The following is a 17179-nucleotide window of genomic DNA, read 5'->3' as shown; positions in this document are numbered from 1 at the left end:
GCGGCATGAAGTGTGACATTGCATGGCTCAGCATGGTGCGGCCGGCTGTCGGCGGGGAGCCCCCAAGTCCGCATAACTCGACGTTATGGAGGGCCGTGCCGCCTGAGACAGCCGTGGCCCGCCTCGACCAGGGCCGCCTCCTCGTTGACCTGGGTCCCCCTGAACCCCTTGTCACATTGTTTTCACAGGTGACAGGGTGTACGTGCGGCTGGAGGTGTAGAACTCCAAGGCCGCGTGACCCTGTTCGCGCGGCCCGTGGCTGGATGCCTTGGCGCCACCGAAAGGCAGGTGGAAGTCAACGCCGGTGGATGGGGCGTTGATCCGGATCATCCCGGTGTCGAGCTGATCCAGTCCGTTGAGGGCCGTGTCCAGGTCCGCGGTGTGGACCGAGGTGACCAGGCCGTACGGGACCGAGTTGGTGATCCGTACCGCATGGGCGAGGTCGTCGGCGGGCAGCAGGGCCGCGATGGGCCCGAAGACCTCCTCGCGCAGCAGCCGGTGGCCCGGGGACACCTTCTCGACCAGGGTCGGGGCCGCGTACCAGCCGGGAAGGTCGGGCACGGTTCCACCCGCGAGTACCGAGAGCCCGCCCCAGGCACTGCTGACCTGATCGCGAGCATGTTCGTTGATGAGGGGTCCGCACACGGTGGACGGGTCGGCCGGGTCGCCGAACGGGACGGCCCGCAGCGCCTCGGAGAGTGCCTCGCGCAGGGGGTCGAGGGCCGCGCCGACCGCGATCACGCGGCTGGTGGCGGTGCACTTCTGGCCCGCGTATCCGGCGATCGCGGCGGCGATGTGGACCGCGGCCCGCTCGATGTCGGCGTCCGGAAGGACGAGGGCCGCGTTCAGGCCGCCCATCTCCGCCTGGACCGGGATGCCCCGGGCCGTGGCGGCACGTGCGACTGCCTGGCCGACGGTTGTCGAGCCGGTGAAGGAGACGACGTCGGCGGCGGAGACGAGGGCGTTGCCCTCGTTCGCCCCGCCGGGTAGCACGGTGAACACCCCGGCTGGCAGGCTCTGTTGGACGATCTCGGCCAGGCGCTGGGCACACGCCGTCGCTTCCGGAGCGGGCTTGAGGACGACCGCGTTGCCCACCGCGAGTGCCGGGGCGGCCTTCCAGCTCGGGATCGCGAAGGGGAAGTTCCAGGGTGTGATGAGGCCCGCGACGCCGTGCGGGCGCCGGCGGGTGAGGAGGAGTCCGGGGCCGGCGGCGGGTTCGTGTACGGCGCCGGTGGGTTCGTACGGGGCCTGGGCGTAGTACCGCCAGATCGCGGCAGTCCGCGCGACCTCGGCCCGGGCCTCGGCGAGCGGCTTGCCCACCTCGCGCACGGCGAGTCCGGCAAGCTCGTCCGCGGCGGCCTCGATGCCGGTGGCGACCGCGGTGAGCGCCGCCGAACGGGCGGCCGCACCACCGATCAGCCAGCCTGGTTGGGCGGCACGGGCCCGCTCGACGGCATCAACCACCGTGAACACACCGGGAGTCGGGATGTTGACGAGTACGTCGGTGGGGTCGGCCGGGTTGCGGGAGACGAGGCTGGTCATAGGAGGAAACCTTCGGGGAAGGGGTCGTGGAAGACATGTCGCGTACACATGCGGGGGGGGTCCCGTGGTCAGTGGTGACCGTCGGCGACGGCCTTCTCGGTGGCGGCCCGGACTCCGGCCTCGATCTCCCCCGTGAGAGGGAAGCGCGGCGGGCGGGTGGGGCCACCGCGGCGGCCCACGATGTCCATGGACAGCTTGATGGACTGGACGAACTCCGTCTTCGAATCCCAGCGCAGCAGCGAGTGCAGGGACTTGTAGAGCGGCACGGCGGTGTCCAGGTCACCGGCGACGGCGGCGTTGTACAGCTCGGCGCAGCCGGCGGGGAAGGCGTTGGGGTAGCCGGCGATCCAGCCGACCGCACCGGCCACGGCGAGTTCGAGCAGGACGTCGTCCGCACCGATCAGCAGGTCGAGTTCCGGGGCGAGTTCGGCGATCTCGTACGCGCGCCGTACATCGCCGGTGAACTCCTTGACGGCGACGATGTGCCCGTCGCCGTGCAGCTTGGCCAGCAGCCCGGGCGTCAGATCCACCTTGGTGTCGATGGGATTGTTGTACGCGACGACCGGCACCCCCGCCTTGGCGGCCTCGGCATAGTGGGCGCGGACGGCCTGCTCGTCGGCCCGGTAGGCGTTCGGGGGCAGCAGCAGGACCGAGCCGCAGCCGGCTTCGGCCGCCTGCTCCGCCCAGCGGCGGGCCTCGGCGCTGCCGTAGGCGGCGACACCGGGCATCACCCGGGCTCCGTCGCCCGCCGCCTCGACGGCGGTAAGGACCACGCGGGCCCGCTCCTCGTCGGTGAGGGTCTGGTACTCGCCGAGCGAACCGTTCGGCACGACTCCGTCGCAGCCGTTCTCGATCAGCCAGGCGACATGCTCGGCGTACGCGTCGTAGTCGACGGACAGATCGTCGCGCAGGGGCAGCGCGGTGGCGACCATGATCCCGCGCCAGGGGCGGGTGCTGTTCCAGTTGGTGGCGGTCATGCCAGTAGCCTTTCTGTAATGTGTGACATTTTACTGATGTTGATGTGGCGCCCACAAGAGGGCGGGCCGCGGGTCAGCGGTCAACCCCCGGGGCGGTATCGGGCCCGATCTCGGCGGGCTCGTCGAGCGTGGCGAGTGCCGAGAGCGGAACAGGCACGGCGAACGGACGGCGTTCAGCGGGTGATTCCACGGCGCCCTCGCGGGCTGCCAGGCAAGCTACAGCCGTCCCGCACATACGCCCCTGGCACCAGCCCATGCCGGCCCGGGTCAGGAGTTTGACGGTGCGTGCGTCGCGGGCCCCGAGGTCGGCGACGGCTTCACGGATGCTTCCGGCGGATACTTCCTCGCAGCGGCACACGTCCGTGTCGTCGGTCAGCCAGCCCGTCCAGCCCGGTCCCGGGGCATGGGCGACGGCCATCGCGTCGGCGAAGGCGCGCATCCGGTCCCGGCGGCGTTGCAGCTCGCGGACGCGCCCCTCACGGACGGGGTACCCGGACAGTCTGGCGGCTGACGCGAGCCCGGCCAGTTCCCCTTCCGTGCGGGCCAGCTGCGCGCCACCGACTCCCCCGGTCTCCCCCGCCGCCCACAGGCCACGCACCGAGGTTTCCTGAAGGCCGTCCAGGGCCAGGGCGGATGTCCCGTCAGCCAAGGAGCGGGTGGCGCAGCCGAGTGTGGTGGCCAGCTCGATCTGCGGGGCAAGGCCGTGTCCCACAGCGAGCGCGTCGCACTCGATCCGCCGGCCCGCCCCCCGTACGGGCCGCCAGTCGCGGTCGAGCCGGGTGACGGTGACGGCCTCCACCCGGTCGGTGCCGTGCACCTCGGTGACCGCGCTGCGGGTGCGCAGCCGTACCCGGTGCCGCAGCAGAGCGGCACCGTGGACCGCCGCCTCGACCAGTTTCTGCGGGTTGGCCGCGAGCGCGCGGGGACGGCGGGCGTATCCCAGATAGCCGGACGCCTCGATCACGGCGGGGACCTGCGCGCCGGCGGCGGCCAGCGAGGAGGCGACCGCGAGCAGCAGGGGCCCGCTGCCCGCCACGACAACGCGCTTACCGGGCAGCACCAGGCCGGACTTGAGCATGGCCTGCGCTCCCCCGGCACCCACGACACCCGGCAAGGTCCAGCCGGGAAAGGGCAGTTGGCGTTCGTACGCCCCCGTCGCGAGCAGGACCGTCCGGGCCCGCACCCGCACCGACCGCTCTGCGGTGCCGTCGACCCCGGTGACGGCGTGCACCGCCCACAGGCCGTGGTCCTCCTTGGCGACCGCCCAGACATGGTGTCCGTAGAGGTGGCTGACGTCGCTCTGCTCCAGGCGTCGGCGGAGCTCGGCGAAGGCAGCCCAGTCGTGGTGCAGGGCCTCGGGCCGCGCCGCCCTCAGACTGGGCGCCGGATGCCGGTAGAACTGCCCACCGGTCTGGGACGAGGCGTCCAGCAGAGCTACCGACAGGCCGAGTTCGGCGGCGATGACGGCGCCCGCGAGACCGGCGGAGCCCGCTCCGATCACCGCGAGGTCGTACGGGTCAGACGCTGAGGCCGGCATGGCCGTGTCCCTCCTGGGTGGTGATCGCGTCGCCGGGACGGGCAGGCACCAGACAGGCTCTGCGGTTGGGCTCCCCGTTGATGACTGCGAGACAGTCGTAGCACTGCCCGATGCCGCAGAAGACACCCCGCGGGCGGCCGGCCTTGCGCGTGGTACGCCAGGCGAGGAAGCCCGCGGACCACAGAGCTGCGGCGACGGACTGCCCGGGCAGGGCGGTGACGGGGCTGCCGTCCATCGTGATCTCGAACGACGGGCCGGGGTTCGCCCCGACCAGGTCGGCGGGGGTACGGGCCACTGCGGGCCTCCTCTCGTAGCAGACGGGTCAAGCGGCGGCTTCGAAGCGGCCGGGATGGAACGGGCCCAGGTCCAGAGGAAGTTCACCGCCGTCCAAACAGCGCGCGACGATCAGCCCGGTGGCCGGAGCAAGCCCGATCCCCGCGCCTTCGTGACCGCAGGCGTGCAGCAGGCCGGGCACTCGCGGATCGGGGCCGATGGCAGGGAGATGGTCGGGCAGGTACGGGCGGAAACCCGCATACGTCCGCATCGCCCGGACCCCGGCCAGGACCGGGAACAGTGCGGTGGCCTGCGCCGCCAGGCGGCGCAGCACCTCGGTCGACAACGTACGGTCGAAGCCGACCCGTTCCCGGCTGGCACCGATCAGGACGGGGCCCGCCGGGGTGCCCTCGACCACGGCCGAGGTCTGCAGCGCGGCCGAACCGCTCGCGACATCGGCGACATAGTCCGCGGAGTACACCTTGTGCCGCACCACGCGCGGCAGCGGTTCGGTGACAAGGACGAAACCGCGGCGGGGCAGCACGGGAAGCTCGACGCCCGCAAGCCGGGCCAGCTCGCCACCCCAGGCGCCGGCGGCGTTGACCACGTACGGGGCATGGACATCGCCGGCCACCGTATGCACCCCCCGCACCCGTCCGTCCGCCGTGGTGAGCAGGCCGGTGACCTCCTCGTCGAGCCTGAGGCGCACCCGGTCGCCGCCCGCGCGCAGCAGATGCGCGGCCGCCAGGGCCGGCATGACCTGCGCATCCTGGGGGTAGTGGAAGCCACCTGCCAGGCCGGTGGCCAGATGCGGCTCCAGGTCCTTCAACCCGTCCCCCGGGACTTCCTCCGACTGCACACCGGCCTTCTCCTGTCCGGCCGCGAAGTCGCGCAGGGCTTGCATCCCGGCCTCCCCGGAGGCGACGACGAGGCCGCCCTTGGGTTCGTACTCGATCTGCGGCGGGAGCAGTTCGGCCAGCTCCTGCCACAACCCGGTGGACAGCAGCGCGAGTTCGAGTTCGGGTCCGGGCTCCTTGTCGGAGACCAGGAGGTTGCCCTCACCGGCACCCGTGCTGCCGCCCGCGACGGGGCCGCGGTCGATCACGGTGACGGAGAGGCCGGCCCGGGCTGCGTAGTAGGCGCAGGCCGCGCCGACCACCCCCGCACCGACGACGATGACGTCCGAGGTGTTTCTTGTGAGCACAGCAGTAATATTTCACATAGCACTGACGTTGCCAAGGGTTTCGCGCGATCCGCCCGCCGCTCACCCCTCCAACGGCCCCCCTCGGACACAGGTGAGTAACGGACTCGCCGATGCCTTGTCAGTGCAATTTCACATTACTATGTTACCGGTCACATTCCAGCCCTTCGGCTGGCCGACTGTTCTCGGAGTGACCACTGATGAACAAGCGCACCCTTACCGCCGTCGCTACCGCATTGGCGGCGACCATCGCACTCGGCACCGCCGGCTGTTCCGGCTCCAAGCACCCGGCCGCGGGCCAAGGCGCCGGCGGCAAGAACCCGGCGACCGCCAACCAAGGCGCCGTAGTCGGCGGCACTCCACAGAAGGGCGGCACCCTCACGGTCCTGTCCAACCAGGACTTCACCCACCTCGACCCGGCCCGCAACTGGGTGATGAGCGACATGGAGTTCGGGACCCGGCTGCTCTACCGCACTCTGGTCACCTACAAGGCAGCCCCCGGCACGGCGGGCGGTGAACTCGTCCCGGACCTCGCGACCGACCTCGGCACCTCCTCCAACGGCGCCAAGACCTGGACCTTCCACCTCAAGCAGGGAATCGAGTACGAGGACGGCACGCCCGTCACCGCGCAGGACATCAAGTACAACGTGGAGCGGTCCTTCTCCCCCGACCTGCCCGGCGGCGCCGACTACGCGGCCCGCTACCTGGCCGGCGCCGAGGGCTACCAGGGACCGGCCGAGGGCAAGCACCTCGACTCCATCAAGACGCCCGACGCCCACACGATCGTCTTCGAACTCCGCAAGCCCTTCGCGGAGTTCCCCAATGCCACCGTCATGCCGACCTTCGCCCCGGTGCCCAAGGGCCAGGACAAGGGGCCGCAGTACGACAACCGGCCGTTCTCCTCGGGCCCGTACAAGATCGAGTCGTACGCGCGCGGCAAGAAGCTGGTGCTTGTGCGCAACACCAGCTGGGACGCCTCGACCGACGAGGTGCGCAAGGCGTACCCGGACAAGCTGGTCATGGTGATGGGGCTGAAGGCCAACCAGATCGACGACCGGCTGATCGCCAGCCAGGGCGCGGACGCCTCCGCCGTCTCCTGGGGTGCGCTGCGGCCGGAGAGCGCGGCCAAGGTGCTGCCCAGCGCGGAGGTGCGGAAGCGGCTGATTGCCGAGTCGACCAACTGCACGGACATGGTCCAGATGCACACCGGGCGGGCCCCGTTCAACGATGTGAAGGTCCGTCAGGCCGTGCAGTACGCGCTCGACAAGGACTCGGTGCTCACCGCCTCGGGCGGCCCCGCCTTCAACGACCTGTCCACCGCCTACATGCCGGCCACCCTCTTCGACGGCAAGGAACCGGACACTCTGAAGATCCCCGCGACGGGTGACGTCGAGAAGGCGAAGCAACTGCTGAAGGAGGCGGGCAAGCCGGACGGGTTCGAGACGAAGATGACCGTCTCGACCGGGGACAAGGGGCGGGCCGAGGCGATCCAGCAGTCGCTGGGCAAGGCCGGGATCAAGGTCACCATCGAGACCGTCGACCCGTCGGCGTTCTACGCGACGATCGGCGACACCAAGAACCGCACCGACATCGCGTACACGGGCTGGTGCCCCGACTATCCGTCCGGCTCCACCTTCCTGCCGTTCGTCTTCGACGGCCGCTTCATCAAGGAGAAGGGCAACTCCGGCAACCACTCGCTCTTCCGCGACCAGCCGACCATGAAGCGGATGGACGAAATCGCCGCCATGACCGACGCCAAGCAGGCCAACACCGCCTGGCGGCAGCTGGACGGCGAGATCCTCGCCAAGGCCCCCGCCGTACCGGTCCTGGTCCGCCGCTGGCCCCTGGTGCTCGGCAGCAACATCGCGGGCGCCTACGGTCAGACCTCCTTCGGCGGTCAGCTCGACTACGCCACAGTCGGCCTCAAGGACCCCTCCAAGAGCCAGGGCTGAGGGTTCGACAGATCATGACCACAGCAACTGCACCAGTGGAGGTTCCGGCGGGCAGCGGCCCCTGGCAGCTGGCCCGCGCGGAACTGCGCCGCCGCACCTCCGTCAAGATCTCCCTTGTCATCGTCGTGCTCTTCGTCGTCATGGCCGCCGCCGCGCCGCTGCTGAGCGCGCTGGGCGGCTGGTCGCCCGACGAGTTCGACAAGTCCGCCGTCGACCCCTATCTGGGCGGGCTGCCGCTCGGACCGCTCGGCGGGATCTCCGCCGACCACTGGCTGGGCGTCGAACCCGTCTCCGGCCGCGACCTGTTCGCCCGGGTCGTGCACGGCGCCCAGGTCTCCCTCCTGATCGCCTTCACCGCGACGGCGATCGTCGTGGTCGCGGGCACGGCGGCCGGGATCGCGGCCGGCTACTTCGGCGGCCGCACGGACGCGGTCCTCAGCCGGATCATGGACCTGACCATGTCCTTCCCCTCCCTCATCTTCATGATCGCGATGATGTCGGTGGCCAAGGACGTCAACCGGATCGTGCTGATGACCGCGGTGATCGGGCTGTTCGGCTGGCCCGGCATCGCCCGCGTGGTCCGCGGCCAGACACTCTCGCTCAAGCACCGCGAGTACGTCGACGCCGCGCGGGTGGGCGGTTCGGGGCCCTGGCGGATCCTCACCCGCGACATCCTCCCGGGCGTCGCCGGGCCCGTCATCGCGTACACCACCCTGATCATCCCGGGCATGATCGCCACCGAAGCGGCCCTGAGCTATCTGGGCGTCGGCGTCCGCCCGCCCACCCCCTCCTGGGGCCAGATGATCGCCGAGAGCGTCGCCTTCTACGACACGGATCCCATGTACTTCGTCATCCCGAGCATCTGCCTCTTCCTCGCCGTGCTCGCCTTCACCCTCCTCGGAGACGCGCTGCGGGACATCCTCGACCCGAGGGGGAGCCGCACATGACCCGCTACCTCGGCCGCCGGCTGCTCGGCGTTATCGGCGTGCTGATCGCGATCGCCGCCGTCACCTTCACCATCTTCTACGTCCTGCCCTCCGACCCGGCGGCCGCGGCCTGCGGCAAGTCGTGCAGCGCCGAACGCCTGACGGCGATCCGCGCCCACATGGGCCTGGACCAGCCGATCTGGGTGCAGTTCTGGGACTTCCTCTCCGGCATCTTCACCGGCCGCACCCTGGGCAGCGGCCAGTACGCGCTGCACTGCGGCTTCCCGTGTCTCGGCTACTCGTACGAGAACAGCGAGTCCGTCTGGGGCCTGCTGATGGACCGGCTTCCGGTCTCCGCCTCGCTCGCGTTCGGCGCGGCAGTGCTGTGGCTGCTGCTCGGTCTGACCGCCGGAGTCACCGCCGCCCTGCGCAAGGACACCCTGCTCGACCGGGTCCTGATGATCGGCGCGGTCGGCGCCGCCTCGATGCCCGTGTACTTCACCTCGATGATGCTCATCTACGGGCTGATCCGGGTGGCGGGGCTGTTCCCCTATCCGCAGTACGTGTCCTTCGGCAGCGACCCCGTCCACTGGGCGACCAACCTGCTCCTGCCGTGGCTGGCACTCGCCATCCTGTACGCGGCCATGTACGCACGCCAGAGCCGCAGTTCGATGATCGAGACGATGGCGGAGCCGTTCATCCGCACAGCCCGCGCCAAGGGCCTGCCGCGTCGCACGGTCGTCGTCAAGCACGGGTTGCGGGCCGGCATGACGCCGATCCTCACCATCTTCGGCATGGACCTGGGCGGGCTCCTCGCGGGCGCCGTCATCACCGAGTCCATTTTCGGACTCCCGGGCATCGGCCGGCTCTTCTACGGCGCGCTCTCCAGCGGGGACCAGCCGGTCATCCTCGGGGTCACGCTGCTCGCGGCCACCTTCATCGTCGTCGCCAACCTGGCCGTCGACCTGCTGTACGCCGTCGTCGACCCGAGGGTGAGGTTCTGATGACCCGAAGTCAATCGCTCCTGAGCGTACGGGACTTGAGTGTCACCTTCGCGACGAAGCGGGGACCGGTACGGGCCGTGGACTCACTCAGCTTCGACGTCCACCGGGGCCGCACCCTGGGCATCGTCGGCGAGTCCGGTTCGGGCAAGTCCGTCACCTCGATGGCGGTGCTCGGTCTGCACACCGCCGCCGAGGTCACCGGCTCGATCAGCCTCGACGGACAGGAGCTGCTGGGGCTCCGGGAGCGGGAGCTGAACCGGCTGCGGGGCCGCCGGATGGCCATGATCTTCCAGGACCCGCTCTCCAGCCTCCACCCGTACTACACGGTCGGCGAGCAGATCGCCGAGCACCACCGGGTCCACTTCAACTCCCGCCGTGCGGTGGCCCACAGACGGGCCGTGGAGATGCTCGCCGAGGTCGGCATCCCCGAGCCGGGACGCCGGGCGGGCGAGTATCCGCACCAGTTCTCCGGCGGAATGCGCCAGCGCGTGATGATCGCCATGGCGCTGGCCTGCGAGCCCGAACTCCTCATCGCGGACGAGCCGACCACCGCCCTCGACGTCACCGTCCAGGCCCAGATCCTGGAGCTGATCGCCCGGCTGCAGGAGGAGCGCGGACTCGCCGTCGTCATGATCACCCACGATCTCGGGGTGGTTGCCCGGGTCGCCCACGAGGTGCTGGTGATGTACGGCGGGCGCGCGGCCGAACAGGCCCCGGTGGACACCCTGTTCGCAACCCCCGCCCATCCCTACACCCGCGGGCTGCTCGACTCCCTGCCCCGGCTCGACGACAGCGACGACGAACCGCTGCGGGCCATCCCCGGCAGCCCGCCGTCCCTGCTGGCCCCCGCCCCCGGCTGTGCGTTCGCGCCCCGCTGTGCCCGGGCGGCAGGCGCCTTGGAGAGCGAGCGACTGCGCTGCGAGACCGAACGGCCCCTGCTCTCCGGACCGGCCGAGCATCCGGCCGCCTGCCACCTCCCCGCATACGAAGGCGTCGCCTCATGACCAGTACAGCTCAGCCACTCCTCAATGTGCGGCCACTCCTCAGCGTGCGGGACGTAACGATGGCCTTCCCGGGAAAGCGCCGGGGCAGGGATCCCGTGCGGGCCGTCGACGGCATCAGCTTCGATGTGGCCGCCGGGGAAACGCTGGGCCTGGTCGGGGAGTCCGGCTGCGGCAAGTCCACCACGGGCCGCATGATCGTACGGCTGCTCGAACCCACCACTGGCTCGATCACCTACGACGGCCGCGACATCAGCCATCTGTCCCAGCGCGAACTCAAGCCACTGCGCCGCGAACTCCAGATGGTCTTCCAGGACCCGCACTCCTCCCTCAACCCACGCCAGACCGTGGCCCGGATCATCTCCGACCCCCTTCTGGCACAAGGGAGTTCGCCGACGGACGCACGCAAGCGAGCGGTCGAGCTGATGGACCTGGTCGGACTCATCCCCGAGCACATCGACCGCTATCCGCACGAGTTCTCCGGCGGCCAGGCCCAGCGCATCGGCATCGCCCGCTCGCTCGCCACCAGCCCCCGGCTGGTCGTCGCCGACGAACCCGTCTCCGCCCTCGACGTCTCCGTACAGGCCCAGATCGTCAACCTCATGGAACGCCTCCAGCAGGAGCTCGGCCTGGCCTACCTCTTCATCGCCCACGACCTCTCGGTCGTCAAGCGGGTCTGCGACCGGGTCGCCGTCATGTACCTCGGCCGGATCGTCGAAATCGGCGACAAGGAACGGGTGTACGCGGCCCCCGCCCACCCCTACACCCGGGCACTGCTCTCCGCGGTGCCCCTGCCCGACCCCGCTGCCGAGCGGGCCCGTGAGCGCATTACGCTCCTGGGCGACCCGCCCAGCCCGGCCGCTCCCCCACCGGGCTGCACCTTCCACCCGCGCTGCGCCAAGGCCCAGGCCATCTGCCGCACCGAGGCGCCACTGCTGCGGATCGCCGCACCGGGCGAGCCGCGGGAGGTCGCCTGCCACTTCCCCGAGGCGGCCTGAACACGGCCCGGCCCCGGATCCGCACAACGGATCCGGGGCACAACTTTTAGCCCTGGCTAGGACTTGGTGACTCGTACCGTCTCTCCGTAGCCATCGGCGCTCAGCACGTCGATCCGTACCCCGGCCGCGGCGTCCGTGAATGACTCGCCGGCCCAGTACGGGGCATCGTCCAGCGGGCGGCACCCGCTCGCCGGAGTGGCACTGGGCTTGGCGTCCATGACCCGGATCGGTCCGTAACCGGTCTGCACGGATGTGTCGACCTTGTAGACCAGCGCGCCGGTCGAACAGGCTGCCGTGTCCGCCTGGACCGACCGGCGGGATTCGACGACGTACGCGGTCGTCGGTCCCGTACGCACCACAGCCATCTTGGTGCCGCTGCCGTATTCGACCGCGGTGAGATACACCGTGCCGCTGCCGGCCGAGGCCTGGCAGTAGACCTGGCTGTCATCGGTCCAGCCGAGCTTCCACGACTCCCAGCCGAAATACTGCGGCGCCTTCCCCCCAACCAGACCCATCACGTCCCAACCGCCGACGAACCGGTGGCCATCGGTGCCCGTGTCAAAGGCGTACAGGTCCGGCAGCCCGAAGCTGTGGGCGGTCTCATGGCCGACCAGCTTCGGACCCCAGTGCCACATGTCCTGGCCGAAGGTCACCGCCCACTTGATCCTGGTGCCGTCGGCGACGACACCCGCCGTGCCCGGGTCGTACACGTACGTGGGGGTGAAGGAGATCGCCGACGCGTTCCTCGTCGCGACGACGTACACCATGTCGTACCGCGAGAAGTCCACATACGGGTCGGCGGCCGTCACGGCATCCCTGAGGTATGCCTCGTGTGCCTCGTGTCCGAGACCGCGTGCGAAGCCGTAGTCGGTGGAGTTGCGCGGCATCCGAACCCAGCGCTGCTGCTGGGTGATGGCGAGCCACACCTTGCCGTACGAGGCGTTCCACAGCCAGTCCGCGCCGGGCGTGAGCTGTGCGGCGTCGTCGGCCGGGGACTCGGTGGCCGGCGCGTCCGGGAAGTCCACGAAGATCATGCCGACCCTGATGGTGCCGACGGGGCGCTGGAAGACGGAGTAGTCGGTGTCGTGGCCCTCGTCCGTCCAGCCGGTGGTGCCGCCAAGGGCACAGGCTGATGGGCCGGCTGAGGACGCGGCGGACGGCGTGCCGAGGAGCAGCAGGAGCATGGCGGCGAGCAGCGCAGGCAAGAGCACCCTGTGCGCCGGCGTCAAGGGACGGGATCGTCTCACGTGATCACTACCTCTCGATCTATGGCATGTGACATTTCACACAAGACTGCAGATGCACGCCCCTGTCCGAAAGCTGTCGTCGCTCCATAACATCCACGCCATGGATCTGGAGGTACGGCATCTGCGGGTGGTGTGCGCGATCGCCGAGTCGGGCAGCCTCACTCGCGCCGCTGCCTCGCTGCGCATGACTCAGCCAGGGCTCAGCACCCAACTGCGCCGCATTGAGGCCATGCTGGGCGGAGCCCTCTTCGACCGCAGGCAAGCCGGCGCCGTCCCCACACCCTTCGGCGAGCTGGTACTGAGCCGGGCGCACGCCATCCTGCCGGGCATCGACGGCCTCCTCGCCGACACCGCCCGGGCCGCCCTGGCCGCCCGCCGCACCTCGACCCCTGAGCGAGTCCGCATCGGGTCGGTCGGCGCCCCCCTGCTCGGCCATCTCATTCTGGCCGTAAAGGAGCTGCTGCCCCACTCCGAAGTGACCTCACGCTGTCAGTACTCCCCCACAACTCTGCTCGACGATCTCGCGGCGGGCCGCTTGGAAGCGGCGGTTCTCGGCGACCATCCCGACCAGGAGCTACCTCCACTTGAGGGCGTGGTGCTCAACCCGATCGTCACCGAGCCCGTATTCGCCCTCCTGCCGACGGCCCACCCGCTGGCGGCGCAGGAGGAGGTCTCGCTGGCTCAACTCTTGGACGAGGACTGGGCAGTTCCCCGCCCCGACAGCGACCGCACCCGCGAATACTGGTCGTCCGTCTGCGCTCAGGCAGGTCGCCGTCCGTTCACCCCGTACGAAGCCGAGGGGCGGCAGTTGATCGAGATCGTACGGGCCGGCTTGGCCGTCAGCCTCTGCCAGGCCACCTTCATCGAGGCCCCGGGCGTCGCTGTCCGTCCCCTCGCCGGAAATCCTCTGTGGTACCGGCATGTTCTGGCCTGGCACCGCGACGGCGCTCTCGCCGCACACGGCGCCGAAATCCACCGCAGAGTCACCGAAGGCTATCTGGACACCTGCGCCGCCAGCCCTGCGTACGCACGCTGGCGAGAACGGCATCCGCAATCGGCCGGATCGGCGGAGATCAGAACCCGAGCCCATGGGCGAGGGGCACGCGGCTGACGAAGCCGTTGTCGCAGCCGGAGGTGGCTGTCGAGCGGCATTGCGGTCCGGCGCCTTGTCGTGGACAGTTGCTCTCGGTACAGAGAGCCGAACGCTTGGAGGAGAGGTCGGACCGGTATGAGAGGACCGCTGCTGCACCGGCGGTTTCCACAGCTGGTCACCTCATTGCCATACCTCCCGCTCGGCGATCGTCCGACGCCCGTACGCGAGCTGACCGGGTTGGCACACGGGGTCTCGCTGTGGTGCAAGGACGAGAGCGGGTTCGGCTCGGGCGGGTGGGGTGGCAACAAGATCCGCAAGCTTGAGTGGATCCTCCCCGATGTGCAACGCCGTGGGACACGAACCATCCTCACAGTGGGTGGTCTCGGTACGAACTGGGGCCTGGCCACTGCTCTTTACGCTCGGGAGCAGGGCCTGACCACCGCGCTCGCCCTGATCGACCAGCCGGTCGACGACCACGTCCGGGCACAACTGGAGCGGCTTCGACGGTCCGGTGCCACCCTGCACTTCACCCGTACCAAGAATCGGACTATCGCCGCCGCCCCCTGGCTCTTCCTTCGCCATGCCACGGGGAGACGGCTGCCATACTTCCTCCCGGCGGGCGGATCCGCACCGGTCGGTACGCTCGGCTACATCGAAGCAGCCCTCGAGCTCGCGGCCCAGGTAGCAGACGGAGCCCTGCCGGAACCCTCACATGTGGTCACCGCCGTCGGCTCAGGGGGTACAGCCGCGGGACTGGCTCTCGGCCTCCGACTGGCAGGGCTGTGCGGCACCCGAGTGGTGGGCGTCGTCGTCAATCACACGCTGCAGCTGGACGCGCAAGCCGTGGTCACGCTGGCCGGGAAGACCGAGCGTTTGCTTCGCAGGCGGGGCGCGAGCCTTCCTCCGATCCAGATCGCGCCGGACGACGTGACGATGGTGCGGGACTGGCTGGGCCCGGGCTACGGTTACGCCACACCGCAGGCCGTCGAGGCGCAGCGACTCGCCGCCGACAGTGCGCACATGGAGCTTGAGCCCGTGTACACGGCGAAAGCGCTGGCTGCCCTGCTCGCGATGGCGGCCGACGGTCGCCTCGGCACGGGCCCTGTTCTGTTCCTCAATACCCACGGCCCCAGGGACGGCCTCTGAGCACCACCGGCTCGACCTCGACAGCACCTCCGCGATGCATTCGAATCGGCGTCAGCCCTGGCCGGACCTGCACTGCGGGTCCGGCCAGGACATGAGTGGGACAGTCTTCATCGACGACGTGCGGTCTCATGGCGGGTGCGCGTCCGGAGAAGCACGATGCCTGCGATCAGCAGCACAGCTCCGGCCGCAGAAGGCCACAGCTGGGCGCCAGTAGCCGCAAGCCCGCCCGTTCCGGCTTGTCGCTCGCTGCTGCCGTCAGGCGCCAGGCCGTTCTCATCGGCGTCCGGCGTGCTCTGCGCGCCAGGCGTACCGGCAGCCGAACCCACCGCAACCTCGGGCCTCTCCACACCACCCGCAGTTTCCGGCGTACCCGTCGCACCAGGCTTACCAGCACCCGAACCCGCCGCAACCTCGGGCTTCTCCACACCACCCGCACTGTCCGGCGTACCCGTCGCACCAGGCTTACCAGCACCCGAACCCACCGCAACCTCGGGCTTCTCCACACCATCCACACTGTCCGGCGTACCCGTCGCACCAGGCTTACCAGCACCCGAACCCACCGCAACCTCAGGCTTCTCCACACCACCCGCACTGTCCGGCGTACCCGTCGCACCAGGCTTACCAGCACCCGAACCCACCGCAACCTCAGGCTTCTCCACACCACCGGCCGGAGGGGCGCCGGGGTCGCCGGGGCCGCACTCTCGTCCGTCGTTGATGCAACGCACCGCCTCCCGCATGAGGTTGTCGTCGAAGACGTTGATGAAGTCGCCGTGGTCGGTGACCGGCTTGTGCAGCTGCTCAGGGAAGGAGTCGACCGCGAACACCGCGGTTTTTTCCCCGTCGAAAACCGGCGGCGGCACGTCGTAGACGATCCGCTGCACGAGCTGCGGAATGGCCCGGAAGCCGTTGGGGCAGCGGCCGTTCTGGTCGGCGAAGGCCACGTGCGTGCGGTGGTTGGCGCTGTCGGTGTTCTGACCGTCCCAGCAGCTCTGGAACTTGAAGGCACGGACCACTTGGCTGCCCTCGGGGCAGACCGGGTACTTGTCCTTCAGCTGGCGGTTCTCGAAGCCGGTGCAGCTCCAGGAGGCATTGGCATTCGCGTTGCCGTTGACAAAGGCTTTGGCGTCACCGGTGATGATCCGCAGGAAGCGGGGCATCGCGGTGACCTTGCCGACCGGGCTGCCCGCGAAGTTCAGCGTGACCTGGGCCGGAGTCTGGATCTCGCCGACGTTCTGGTCCTTGCCGCCACCGTCCGCGTCGGCGTCGGCCTCCTTCTGGCCGTTCTGCAGGCGCAGGACGGGCCAGTAGTAGGTCGACTTGTCACCCTGGTCGCGGCACGTCGTCCGGCCGTTGGCGAGATCGTCGTCGCTCGCGAAGGCGTCGTTGGCCTGGTTACCGACATAGTCGTGCATGTGGTGCGCGCCATTGCTCACACCGGGCGCCACGATCACGTTGTCCGGGTTGAACTTGCCGTTCGCGTTGACACCGCAGTCGGTGGAGAAGGTGCCGCGGGAGGCGTTGCGGAGCGTGCGCGGGTTGCGGACATTCGGCTTGACGGACTGGATGTCGACGAAGTCGGACGCCTCAGGGCCGTTGTCCGCCTGGCCACCGTTGCCGTTGCCCTGGTCGCCGTTGCCGTTGTTCTGGTCGCCGCCCTGGTCCTGCCCCTGGCCGTTGCCCTCACCGGCGTCGGCCCCGTCTGCGTCATCCACCTGAAGAGTGCACGGGGCCATCGGATCCAGTCCCTGCGGGCGCTTCCCTGTCGCACGGCTGATGGCTACGGCTATGCGGTCGATGCTTGCTGCGCGCTTGTTCTTCAGCGGGTCCAGGACAGCGTTCCGGGCGAACTCCGGGTCCCGCTCCATCTGCTCCTTCTCGTCGACGAACCGCTGGTAGGCCTCGGTGATCTGGCTGTCCAGCGTGGCAAGTTCGCGGTCGACCTCCAGCCTGGCCCCGTCCGGTACTTCGGGCAGCCCGTTCGCAACCTCAGGACACTTGATCGTGGACGCAGAGGGTCCGGCGCTCTGGGTCTGATTCTGCTGTTGCCCGTTCCATTCGCCGGGCCATGGGCCCCGTCCCTCGCCGGCGGAGGCGTAGGAGTTGACCGCGATGAGGCCACCCCCGCCCAGCATGAGCGCGATCGAGGCAACGACTACTCTTTTGCCTCTCTTTGAGCGTCTTCGCTCTGTACGCCTCATTGGAACTCCTATGTTTCATTGCCGGTCGGCCGTTACATGCGCTGGCTGAGGGAGAAGTGCTGTGCTACGTACGGAAGAGACCCA

The 17179-nt window shown here is 69.6% G+C and carries 13 protein-coding genes and 1 pseudogene; 7 read left to right on the top strand and 7 right to left on the bottom strand.

The genetic code is table 11. The annotated features are described in order from the left end of the window. Positions 1–171 precede the first annotated feature (171 nt). From ACFYXH_RS23215 to ACFYXH_RS23195, 5 genes are all read right to left on the bottom strand, one after another. Positions 172–1542 carry an aldehyde dehydrogenase family protein gene (locus ACFYXH_RS23215; protein WP_389566037.1) on the bottom strand — a complete coding sequence of 457 codons (1371 nt, stop codon included), beginning with the start codon at positions 1540–1542 and terminating at the stop codon, positions 172–174. 68 nt (positions 1543–1610) lie between these two features. After that, complete coding sequence (locus ACFYXH_RS23210) at positions 1611–2519, bottom strand: dihydrodipicolinate synthase family protein (RefSeq protein WP_389566034.1); 909 nt, start codon at positions 2517–2519, stop codon at positions 1611–1613. Positions 2520–2592: 73 nt separating this feature from the next. Further along, positions 2593–4056: an FAD-dependent oxidoreductase gene (locus ACFYXH_RS23205; protein WP_389566032.1), complete on the bottom strand. Its 1464-nt coding sequence runs from the start codon at positions 4054–4056 to the stop codon at positions 2593–2595. Further along, entirely contained in the window at positions 4037–4351 is a 315-nt protein-coding gene (locus tag ACFYXH_RS23200; protein ID WP_389566029.1) for a (2Fe-2S)-binding protein, read from the bottom strand. Before ACFYXH_RS23200 ends, ACFYXH_RS23205 begins: the two co-directional genes overlap by 20 nt. Positions 4352–4378: 27 nt before the next feature. Continuing rightward, positions 4379–5533, bottom strand: a complete 1155-nt coding sequence (locus ACFYXH_RS23195; RefSeq protein WP_389566026.1) for an NAD(P)/FAD-dependent oxidoreductase — start codon at positions 5531–5533, stop codon at positions 4379–4381. 197 nt (positions 5534–5730) lie between these two features. On the opposite strand from ACFYXH_RS23195, the gene ACFYXH_RS23190 reads away from it, so the two are divergent. From ACFYXH_RS23190 to ACFYXH_RS23170, 5 genes are read left to right on the top strand one after another with little or no spacing between them, the layout of a single operon-like run. Next, the gene (locus ACFYXH_RS23190; protein WP_389566023.1) at positions 5731–7482 is read left to right on the top strand and encodes an ABC transporter substrate-binding protein; all 1752 of its coding nucleotides are present in this window, start codon (positions 5731–5733) and stop codon (positions 7480–7482) included. A gap of 14 nt (positions 7483–7496) precedes the next feature. Beyond that, complete coding sequence (locus tag ACFYXH_RS23185; RefSeq protein WP_389566021.1) at positions 7497–8429, top strand: ABC transporter permease; 933 nt, start codon at positions 7497–7499, stop codon at positions 8427–8429. Beyond that, the gene (locus ACFYXH_RS23180; RefSeq protein ID WP_389566018.1) at positions 8426–9412 is read left to right on the top strand and encodes an ABC transporter permease; all 987 of its coding nucleotides are present in this window, start codon (positions 8426–8428) and stop codon (positions 9410–9412) included. The genes ACFYXH_RS23185 and ACFYXH_RS23180 overlap by 4 nt, the downstream gene beginning before the upstream one ends. Then, positions 9412–10416 (top strand): ABC transporter ATP-binding protein, encoded by a 1005-nt coding sequence (locus ACFYXH_RS23175; protein ID WP_389566015.1) that lies wholly within the window; start codon positions 9412–9414, stop codon positions 10414–10416. The genes ACFYXH_RS23180 and ACFYXH_RS23175 overlap by 1 nt, the downstream gene beginning before the upstream one ends. Then, positions 10413–11411, top strand: coding sequence for an ABC transporter ATP-binding protein (locus tag ACFYXH_RS23170; RefSeq protein WP_389566013.1), 999 nt, complete (start codon positions 10413–10415; stop codon positions 11409–11411). The genes ACFYXH_RS23175 and ACFYXH_RS23170 overlap by 4 nt, the downstream gene beginning before the upstream one ends. A gap of 56 nt (positions 11412–11467) precedes the next feature. On the opposite strand, the gene ACFYXH_RS23165 is transcribed toward ACFYXH_RS23170, so the two are convergent. Further along, positions 11468–12595, bottom strand: coding sequence for a M6 family metalloprotease domain-containing protein (locus ACFYXH_RS23165; RefSeq protein WP_389566782.1), 1128 nt, complete (start codon positions 12593–12595; stop codon positions 11468–11470). Positions 12596–12758: 163 nt separating this feature from the next. Here ACFYXH_RS23165 and ACFYXH_RS23160 point away from each other — a divergent pair, with 163 nt between their 5' ends. Next, complete coding sequence (locus ACFYXH_RS23160; RefSeq protein ID WP_389566010.1) at positions 12759–13769, top strand: LysR family transcriptional regulator; 1011 nt, start codon at positions 12759–12761, stop codon at positions 13767–13769. Between the two features lie 117 nt (positions 13770–13886). Next, a complete protein-coding gene (locus tag ACFYXH_RS23155; RefSeq protein ID WP_389566008.1) occupies positions 13887–14897 on the top strand; it encodes a 1-aminocyclopropane-1-carboxylate deaminase/D-cysteine desulfhydrase in 1011 nt (336 codons plus the stop codon). A 695-nt stretch (positions 14898–15592) separates the two neighbouring features. On the opposite strand, the pseudogene ACFYXH_RS23150 reads toward ACFYXH_RS23155, so the two are convergent. After that, positions 15593–17095, bottom strand: a pseudogene (locus ACFYXH_RS23150) (DUF1996 domain-containing protein); the annotation flags it as partial. Positions 17096–17179 lie beyond the last annotated feature (84 nt).

The organism is Streptomyces sp. NPDC002730, assembly GCF_042888805.1.
Taxonomy (GTDB): domain Bacteria; phylum Actinomycetota; class Actinomycetes; order Streptomycetales; family Streptomycetaceae; genus Streptomyces.
Note: the sequence above shows the minus strand (reverse complement) of the source record. Positions and strands in the feature narration are given on the sequence as shown.

Coding starts and splice junctions, on each gene's coding strand:
- ACFYXH_RS23215 (WP_389566037.1), bottom strand. CDS start 1,542: ATGACCAGCCTCGTCTCCCGCAACCCGGCCGACCCCACCGACGTACTC.
- ACFYXH_RS23210 (WP_389566034.1), bottom strand. CDS start 2,519: ATGACCGCCACCAACTGGAACAGCACCCGCCCCTGGCGCGGGATCATG.
- ACFYXH_RS23205 (WP_389566032.1), bottom strand. CDS start 4,056: ATGCCGGCCTCAGCGTCTGACCCGTACGACCTCGCGGTGATCGGAGCG.
- ACFYXH_RS23190 (WP_389566023.1), top strand. CDS start 5,731: ATGAACAAGCGCACCCTTACCGCCGTCGCTACCGCATTGGCGGCGACC.
- ACFYXH_RS23185 (WP_389566021.1), top strand. CDS start 7,497: ATGACCACAGCAACTGCACCAGTGGAGGTTCCGGCGGGCAGCGGCCCC.
- ACFYXH_RS23180 (WP_389566018.1), top strand. CDS start 8,426: ATGACCCGCTACCTCGGCCGCCGGCTGCTCGGCGTTATCGGCGTGCTG.
- ACFYXH_RS23175 (WP_389566015.1), top strand. CDS start 9,412: ATGACCCGAAGTCAATCGCTCCTGAGCGTACGGGACTTGAGTGTCACC.
- ACFYXH_RS23170 (WP_389566013.1), top strand. CDS start 10,413: ATGACCAGTACAGCTCAGCCACTCCTCAATGTGCGGCCACTCCTCAGC.
- ACFYXH_RS23165 (WP_389566782.1), bottom strand. CDS start 12,595: ATGCTCCTGCTGCTCCTCGGCACGCCGTCCGCCGCGTCCTCAGCCGGC.
- ACFYXH_RS23160 (WP_389566010.1), top strand. CDS start 12,759: ATGGATCTGGAGGTACGGCATCTGCGGGTGGTGTGCGCGATCGCCGAG.
- ACFYXH_RS23155 (WP_389566008.1), top strand. CDS start 13,887: ATGAGAGGACCGCTGCTGCACCGGCGGTTTCCACAGCTGGTCACCTCA.